Genomic DNA, 9074 nt, shown 5'->3' on the forward strand with positions numbered 1-9074 from the left:
AGGATCAGGAGAACTGGACGATTGCCCGCAGACCACCAATAGTGCCCGAAACCGACGTTCGTCTCCTGGATTGGACGGTATCCTCACGAGTCTCCATACCGAACGTTAGCGCATATGGGCGAGCCCCCTCCCCACAAAAGCCGTGCCCAGGCGTGATGGAACAGAGCCAGGACCCCCGTTGCCCAAACCGGGGAGGTTATTATGGAAAACGCCGATGAGGCCGCGTTCGGCCACAGGCGCAACCGATGAAAAATCCCGTAGGACGATTCACCGCTGGTATGTCGCATTTTAGAGCGCAGCAAACTGAACTCCGTTTCAAATTTTGAGAGGATTTTTATGCGAAATTTTAGATCCCATTGAACCATTACCGCCGGGTCAGCCCATACCGCTTCCCAGGCGCTTTCTTCGCATCCCTCCTCCAGACCACCAGGAACGATGAGAGGACGACCAGCGTATAGCAGGCCCAGAAGAGCGGGATTGCCATACCGGCGTCCAACCCACCCGAGATAAGCCTCGCGGTGCCGGCAAGCATCGAGACCAGGACGGCCGCAATCACGATGAGGACCGGCGTAATCCTGACACGGGACCGGCCGGTGGACTGTGATGCTACCTTGGGCGTCACGACAAACGGCACCTGCTTCCCCGAGACGGCGTACCAGATCGCCCGGCTGTAGACAAATGCAAGGCTGTTGAAGATCGCCTGCGAGAGTGCCAGGTCGCGCAGGGAGTAGTGCCGCTCACGGATGCTGATGATGACCTGGATCGCGATCACCACGATCAGCACCACGGCAAAGACGAGAGGGAGCCAGACCGGCAGGATCGGGATGCCGAAGAGCAGCGTGGCGACGGGGAGGAGGAAGAGCGCAACGTTCATCCCGCCAAAGAGGTAGATCGAGACGATCACGACAAACTCGAGCCACTGCAACGGGGCCATGCACCGTGGGCACCTTATGATCTGTCGGAGAATCGTCCCGAGGAGCCGGGTGTTGCCGTATGCCCAGCGGAACTGTTGCGTGAAGTAGGCCGCAAGGTTCGGCGGCGCGATACCTTCCGCATATACGGTATCGAGAAATATCCCGCGGTATCCCCGGAGATGGAACGCAAAGGCGGTGGCGATATCCTCGGCGATACACGTCTCATCCATCCCCCCAATAGCGATGAGGTGGCTCACCCGGAAGATGCAGTTTGAACCGGTCAGCATGGCGGTATTGTTGACAGAGAGTCCCCGGCAGACATGCTTGTTGTAGATATGCTGCTGGTATGAGAACGTGACGCTTATCGGGTCATGCGGCTCCGATCGGAAGAACTGGGGAGTCTGGATGAAGGATACGCCCGGGTCGGCCTCAAGGAGCGGGACGAGTTCGGCAAGGATCGTTGGTTTTACTTTCTGGTCAGCGTCGATCACCAGGAGATACGGCGTGTCGCTGTTGAGGAGAGCGAGGGCGTGGTTGATTGCCCCTGCCTTGAAGCCCTGCCGGTGGCCGCGGTGAATGTAGCGAAGGCAGTATTTACGGCCGATCTCCTGCATCGCCATGCGCTTCTGCGGATCGGCGGAGTCATCGAGGAGGTAGATGCAGACCTCCGGGTAGGCGATCCCCGTACATGCCCGGACACAGGACTCGACCACGCACGGATCCTCGTTGTAGACCGGGATGAATACGGCGATGCGGGAGGCAGCAGGCCCCCTCTCTCGCGGCGGCAGCATGGGGCGTCCGGGATAGGCATAGAATGACCGTAGGAGGTGGTCGGCGTAGCTTACGAATTGGATCACACCAAAGAGGGCGACAGCGACCAGGAGAAGAGAGAGCACCCGCGCGAAGAAACCCCACCCGGCCTCGATGAGTATGAGGTGAAGATCCCGAAAGAGAACGAGTATGATCAGCACCATGAGCGTGGCGGTAAAGAGCGAGATACGTGCTGCCGTCCTCATAGGGGGTTCACCGTTATCGGGTAGTGAGATATGCGGGATGCCTCCCGGCAGGTCCGGTCACCGTCAGGCCCGGGACCGGGGAGATCAAGGCCGGCTTTTCTGTGCAACAGTGCACGCGAGGCAGTCGATACCATCCACCGTACCAGCGCACTTAACCCTTACGGTCAGGATTGCACCACCGTTCCAGGAATCTGGAAGGACGAAACGGGGTTTTTGAGGATAAAAGCCGCCAGATGAGATTTCCAGGAGACCTGTATACCACGATAGCGTGCCCGACCATTCTCCGGCACCCGGAGACAGGAAGGAAGGATCCTGTGCGGGGCCGAGCCTGGACCGGCACCATGAAATAGATCCTCCTCATCTTTTGAAATGATAGCTATGACTGCACAGAAGATAGTCACAGAATCGCTGAAGAAGTATGAACTGCCACCCCTGCCCTACGCGCCAGATGCCCTTGAGCCGCATATCTCAAAGGAGCAACTCTCCCTGCACCACGATAAGCACCACCAGGCTTACGTGACTGGGGCGAATGCGAACCTTGAGAGACTGGAGAAGGCGCGACGGGAAGGAACCGACGTCGATATGAAAGCGCTCCTGAAGGAACTCTCGTTCAACATCGGCGGCCACATCCTGCACACCCTCTTCTGGCCGGGCATGGCGCCGGCCGGTAAGGGCGGCGGCGGAACCCCGGGCGGCGCTCTCGCGGACCTGATCGACCGGGAGTGGGGCTCGTTTGACCGGTTCAAGGCGGAGTTTTCGAAGGCAGCCGCGAGCGTCGAGGGCTCGGGCTGGGCAGCACTGGCATACTGCACCATGACAGACCGCCCGATGATAATGCAGATCGAAAAGCACAACAACAATGTCTACCCGACGTTCCAGATCCTGATGGTGCTCGACGTATGGGAGCACGCCTACTACGTCGATTACAAGAACAACCGGGGCCAGTTCGTCGACGCGTTCTGGAACGTCGCAAACTGGGGCGAGGTGAACCGCCGGTTAGAAAAGATCTGATACTCTTTTTTTGTCCGGGATAGCCGGAAACGGTCATGAGATGCTATCTGCGGCTGCCCGGATGATGCAGGCCTTTCCCCGGGCTGTGGAACGTGGCTCTTCGCCGCCCGGGAAGGGGGCCGCAACGCCCCGCTCCATCTCTGCCGCACACCGGCCTGTAACGTCCTCCTTACCGGCGATACGTTCCTACGAGCACCCCTTCGGCGACGATGTGCCCCTGCATCTCCGCCTCAAGGGCCGGCCGGTCGGAGGTTTTGGGGAGATCCGGGCTCACATTGAGCGCGTAGAGGTGGAAGATATAGTGGTGCGCCGCCCCGCGAGGAGGGCACGGCCCGCCGTAGCCAGCGGTGCTGAAACTGCTGTTTCCCTGGCGCGGACCCCCGGGAAGCTGCTGCTCGCGGGGCAGTCCCTCCGCAAGCCCGTTCTCTTCCGGGGAGATGTTGTAGACAACCCAGTGGGTGAAGGTTCCTCCCGGTGCATCAGGGTCATCCATGATCAGGGCAAGGCTCTCCGCACTGTCGGGCACACCGCTCCAGGAGAGCGGCGGTGATATGTCCTCCCCGTCGCAGGTATACCGGACAGGTATCGATGTGCCGTTCGCGAAGGCACCGGACCGCACCTCCAGCGCCGGCATCGTTGTAAGCGGGGGTGTCCGGTCTCCCGCATCCTCGGTACAGCCCGCGGTGAGGCTCACAAGCAGGAGCAGGGCGACAACAGTCAGCATAGTCTTCATGGCAGGGGCTCTGGTTACACGGTAGTCTTTAAGAATTACTGCCGGGGCCGATGATGCCCGCAGGAGCATAGGGGTTAGGGGAGTTGAGCGGGCCCGCCGGAGGAGCAGGGTGGTGAGAGGCGGCGAAAGACAGAATCAGGCCCCCAGGAGGATCATAATAGCGTTTGCATTGCCGGTGAAACTGCTGATTATCAGTGTTCAGGCTGGCTGTAACCGCAAATCTCTTATCACCCGGGAGATGATTTTATGAATATAATTTTCACGCGATAATTACTTCAAGGGGGCAGAATTCTCATATGAGCGTAACGGATCCAGTATCCGCCCACCCTGAGCGGGCATTTCAGATCCTCGACGAGCCCGGTGTGGGAGTTCTCGTGCTCGACCGGGATATGCAGGTGACCTGGGTAAACGCCTATGTTGCGGATATCCTATCGACCTCTGAGGAAGAGATCCTGGGGTGTGATGCACCCCTGGTTCTCGATACGCACCTGGTGCCGCTCCTGCGGGAGCACGAGAGCGCCCGGGGACTCCTCGCCGCGGTGCGTGATGGGATTGAGGTGCCGGGTCTTGAACTCCCAGTGCAGAACGCACGGGGGGAGGAACAGCGGTTTGTCTATTCCAGCCAGAAGATAGAACAGGAACCCTTCATGGGGATGTGGGTGCTCCGGATGCGAGACGTCACCGGCCGGAAGGTGGACAATGCGTCGCCGCTCCCGGGGGGCTGCGAAGATCAACGAGGGGTCCGGGCGCTGCACAGGATCTCCCGGTTGATCGATACCCCCGGTATCCCTCCCGCGGAACTCTTCTGCGAGGTCGCCCGGGTCCTCCCGTCCGGGTTTCCCCACCCCAAACGGATGGGTGTCCGCATCACGCACGACGGTGCTGTATACACCCATCGCTACCGGGAGACACCCGGAAAGATTACCGTGGATATCCGGGTGAACAGGCGAAGGGTGGGAAGTATAGAAGTTGCCTACCTGTCAGAACCCTCGCCGCGCCCGGAGGACGTCTTCAACGCCGGGGAGCAGTACCTCCTGCAGGTTGCGGCGGATATGCTCGGCAGAACCATCAGGAGGATGAACGAGGTGAGCCAGATCCGTGAGAGTGAGGAGCGGTATCGTTCGTTCGTCCAGAACTTCCAGGGTATAGCCTACCAGACGAGAGTAGATTCTGAACCCGTCTTCTTCCATGGTGCTGTCGAGGCGATCACCGGGTATACCGCGGGTGAGTTCCTCACCGGGACCGTGCGCTGGGATGCGATCGTGCACCCGGATGACCGCCCCCGCCTCCAGGAGAGCGCCGCCCGCCTGCAGGCGGTTACGGGCTTCTCCACCGACCAGGTCTACCGGGTCGTGCGAAAGGACGGCACAACCAGGTGGGTCCGGGAATTTGTCCAGAACATCTGCAACGAGGACGGCACGCCCGTTCTCATCCAGGGGACCATCCAGGACGTTACGAGCCGGAAAAGGACAAACGAAGGGCTGCTCTCCGCAAACAGGCAGCTTCAGATCCTCAACCAGATTATGGGGGTATCTGCATCGTCCCTCTCGCTTGATGAACTGCTTGAGACTTCGCTCTCAAAGACCCTGGACCTGCTCGTCTTCGATGTGGGGCTGACCTACCTCCTCAACCCGGAGCGGACGCTGGCACTCACACGCTGCCACCACGCCGTCCCGAAGAGATATCTCTCCCGCAACAGGGCGATAAAGGTCCATCATTGGCCCTGGAACTTTGTCTTTATCGCCGGACAGCCGCGCTACATCGAAATGCGCAGTAAGCCCGGCACGGTCGAGGAGGAGATCCTCGCATCGCTCGGGGTGTCTGCCCTTGCCTGCATCCCGATCCTTGCGGAGTCGGTCGTTGTCGGTGCGCTGTTTGTGGGAAGCAAGGGAAGGCAGGGGCTTGAGGATGAGGAGCGCCACCTTCTTGAAGCGATCGGGAGAGAGATCGGCTCAGGTGTCCTCCGGAGCATGCTCCACAAACGGTTGGAGGCGGCCCACCGCGAGACAAACCTCTACCTGGACATCATGACCCACGACATCAAGAACGCAGGGAACGTCGCGAGCCTCTACTGCGACCTCCTGATCGATATGCTGGAGGAAGACGCTGCAGAGTATGCGAAGAAACTCAGGGAGAGTGTCAGGAAGAGCACCGGCATCCTTCAGAACGTCGCGACCATCCGGCGCATCCACCTGGAGCCGCCCGACCTTAAACCGGTCCATCTCAGCCACGTGATCAGGGCTGAACTCGACCGTATCCCGGAAGCGGACGTCTCGTTCGAGGATTCCACGGCAGAGGTCCAGGCAGATGACCTTCTGCCCGAGATCTTTACGAACCTCATCGATAACGCCATCAAGTTCGGCGGACCGGACGCCCGGGTCATGATCCGGGTGGAGGATTGTCCCGATGACGATCACACGGTGGTGGTGACCGTGGAGGATACCGGCCCCGGTATTCCTGACGGCGCGAAAGAGACGATCTTCCGCCGGTTCCAGCAGGGCAGGAGCCAGGGGTATGGGGAGGGGCTTGGTCTCTACATCGTCGGGACGCTTGTTACGCGTTACGGCGGCCGGATCTGGGTTGAGGACCGGGTTTCCGGGAGGCCGGACCTGGGGGCGGCGTTCCGGTTCACACTACGGGAAGTGGTGCACACGGGAACTGACGAGTACGATGAGTATGAAGAGTGACGCCCCGTTGACTCCTTTGACTGCCCACACGTCACTGTGAGGGGTTCGGGATAAGGGGGCCGGGGCGCCCCGCTATTTATGCCGGCACGGCCGTTGCCTGCCCGACCCTGAGCCCTGCTGTATACCGGCGTGCCCAGGCGTACCCGAGCATCGCACCGACAGCGTTGCCTGCGGCAACACCCCACCAGACGCCGGAAAGGCCGAACCCGAGTTCGATTGCAAAGACCCAGACAAAGAGGGTCGAGAGCACGACGCTCTGCAGGACCGTGATCGTAAGGGAACGTGCGCCGAGGCCGGTCCCCTGGAAGAACGATGCTGAGATGAGCCCAAACCCGACCATCGGGTAGACGAGGCTCATGACCCTGAGGAAGGCTGTCAGTCCCGGGACGATCGCTGAGGCGTCGCCCGATCCCGCAAAGATTGCGGCTATCTGGGGAGCGAAGGCGAACGTGGCTACGGCAAGTCCCACGCCGATGCCGAGCCCGAGCCTGACGGCAAAGAGGAGGGCTGACTCCATCTTGGCGTATGCCCGCGCCCCGTAGGCGGCACCGGTGACCGCGACCACCGCCGTCGAGATGGCGAGGATCGGGGTTAAGCCGATACTCACGACCCGCCACCCGACTGAGTAGATGGCGACGCCGTCGGTGCTCGATATGAGGACGACGATGCCGTTTAAGAACAGCGTCATCAGGGCGAGCACCACCTGCTCGGCGGCGGCAGGGAAGCCGACCTGCAGAATCTCGCGTGTAATCACGGGGTCGGGGGCGAACTCCCTGAGGTAGAGGGAGACGTAGGTGTCCCTCTTCACAAAGAGCCAGTAGGCCATCGGGACGGCGGAGATGACCTCTGCAAGGATGGTTGCCCAGGCCGCACCTGCGATCCCCATGTGGAGGGTGTAGATCAGGAGCGGGTCAAGGACGATGTTTGCCACAGCGCCGGCCGCCATCGCATACATGGTCCGTTTTGCATCACCCTCCCCATGCAGGATCGCGTAGGCGACCTCGCCGAAGAGGAGGGCGAATGTCCCGAGGAAGAGGACTCTGGCGTACTCGGTGGCAAGACCGGCGGCACTGCCCGCCCCCATGAGGACGAAGATATCCTCTGCGAAGAGGGAGAGCGGGATGGTGACGGCGACGGCGAGGATGGTCATCAGGAGGATCGTGTGCATGGCGACGCTGCTCGCGCCAATTCTATCACGAGCGCCGATCATCCGTGCGAGGGCTGCTTCACCGCCGGTGCCGAGGCCGCTGGCTAGCCCGATGGTGATGATGAAGAGCGGGAATGAGAACCCGACAGCAGCAAGAGCATCGGCACCGAGGCCCGAGACCCAGAACGCGTCGACGACGTTGTAGAGGGTCATGAGGGTCATCGCGACCATCATCGGCAGGGATAGCCTGAGGATCGCGGCTTTCGGATCGGCGAGGAGTATCTGTGTTCCTTCTGTATCTTTCTGGTTATTAGAGGGTATATCGTCTTCTGAGTCACTTGTTGGCATACATATCGCCTGCTGGCGCGCCCACGCCGCGGGTCCCGGGTAAAATCGGGACCGTTTTACTGGGCGGGTAGGACATCGTGCCTTTCTGTGAATGCTGATTGCCAGATGTGCCCGGTATCGGTGATCAAAATGAAAGCGGCCAGGTTATAACCGTCCCCGTTCTGCCGTTTCCGGGCGGCATATGACTATACAACACAGCTGTGGGCGCGGATTGGTAGTTATAGTTTTCTTTCGGCAGGGTGGGGATCCCGGGGGGAGTGCCCCGGGTACCTGGTGAAACTCCGTGAAGCGCGGTGAGAGACTGCATGGATGAAGTAGGCATTTTCCCCGCATCATCCCACGCAGTGGACCGTGGTGACTACCACCACTGGGGTGGGGGAGAATCCACTCCCCCTTGGCGGCAGCAACCAGACACCAGGAGCCTCCAATCACCCGGACCGGGACAATGTCACGCAAAAATGGTTAATCTCAGCGGGCGGGCAGACCCGCGACCGCCGCCGCACCGCGCTTCTTCACGGCACGGTCGTACATGAGCCAGTTCTGCTCCCATTCCGGGTTCCGGTCGCGGAGTTGCTCGAGCACCCGGTCCCGGATCTCGCCGGAGGGCATACCGTCGTAGGCGACCCGCTCGATCGCCTCCCCGATCTTCCGGGCCTCCTCCGGCGGCGCACCCGCTTTCATCGCACTCACGGTGACCTTCTCCCGCACAAACGGTTCTCTCCTGCCATCGAGTTTGACAACATCGACCAATTCACTCACCTCCCGGTGACGTGGCACCGGACGAACCCGGGGATAATAATGCTTCCGGTCCACACCGCGGGACTTACCTCAGGCGTCCCCCAAAGAGAATGATATTCCTGATACCAGGGCTCCCGGGCATGCCTATCGCCCGCTCAAGCAGGATAACGAAGCCAGGAATCTAGCATGCCAGCCCCCTCCTCTGCCATGTAGCGCGCGGCGGCGCTGCCGGAAGGCTACTAATGGAGCATTGCATCTTATTTTGCGGGTTCTGGTATGGAACACCAGCCTCTCGCGGAAAGCCGCGTGGGAGAATCCATGGGCAGAGCGGGAGGCTGTACGCAGGAAAGCGACCGATTCCCCAAGCTCGCCTCGGGCAGTGGACCGTGGTGGGAATCGCCTCGGGGGTACTGATTTCATAGGGGGCACGCCCCCTCCCCGCACAAGGCGGTACTCACAAACCCCCACCCCGCCCGGCCT

Annotated in this window: 6 protein-coding genes; 2 read left to right on the forward strand and 4 right to left on the reverse strand. The window is 60.8% G+C overall.

Annotated features, from left to right (window positions below; all coding sequences use genetic code 11):
* Window positions 1-364: 364 nt before the first annotated feature.
* Window positions 365-1930 carry a glycosyltransferase gene (locus tag BP858_RS03025; RefSeq protein WP_062262357.1) on the reverse strand — a complete coding sequence of 522 codons (1566 nt, stop codon included), beginning with the start codon at window positions 1928-1930 and terminating at the stop codon, window positions 365-367.
* Between the two features lie 369 nt (window positions 1931-2299).
* Here BP858_RS03025 and BP858_RS03030 point away from each other — a divergent pair, with 369 nt between their 5' ends.
* A complete protein-coding gene (locus BP858_RS03030; protein WP_062262354.1) occupies window positions 2300-2941 on the forward strand; it encodes a superoxide dismutase in 642 nt (213 codons plus the stop codon).
* Window positions 2942-3110: 169 nt separating this feature from the next.
* On the opposite strand, the gene BP858_RS03035 is transcribed toward BP858_RS03030, so the two are convergent.
* Window positions 3111-3674, reverse strand: a complete 564-nt coding sequence (locus BP858_RS03035; RefSeq protein ID WP_286878811.1) for a YbhB/YbcL family Raf kinase inhibitor-like protein — start codon at window positions 3672-3674, stop codon at window positions 3111-3113.
* A 296-nt stretch (window positions 3675-3970) separates the two neighbouring features.
* On the opposite strand from BP858_RS03035, the gene BP858_RS03040 reads away from it, so the two are divergent.
* Complete coding sequence (locus tag BP858_RS03040; RefSeq protein ID WP_286878812.1) at window positions 3971-6361, forward strand: ATP-binding protein; 2391 nt, start codon at window positions 3971-3973, stop codon at window positions 6359-6361.
* Window positions 6362-6437: 76 nt separating this feature from the next.
* Here BP858_RS03040 and BP858_RS03045 read toward each other — a convergent pair whose 3' ends face one another.
* A complete protein-coding gene (locus BP858_RS03045; protein WP_014866639.1) occupies window positions 6438-7856 on the reverse strand; it encodes an MATE family efflux transporter in 1419 nt (472 codons plus the stop codon).
* Window positions 7857-8324: 468 nt separating this feature from the next.
* Window positions 8325-8615, reverse strand: a complete 291-nt coding sequence (locus BP858_RS03050) for an ATP cone domain-containing protein (RefSeq protein WP_238320493.1) — start codon at window positions 8613-8615, stop codon at window positions 8325-8327.
* Between the last annotated feature and the right edge of the window lie 459 nt (window positions 8616-9074).

It is taken from the genome of Methanoculleus sp. UBA413 (genome assembly GCF_002502935.1).
Classification (GTDB): Archaea; Halobacteriota; Methanomicrobia; order Methanomicrobiales; family Methanoculleaceae; genus Methanoculleus; species Methanoculleus bourgensis.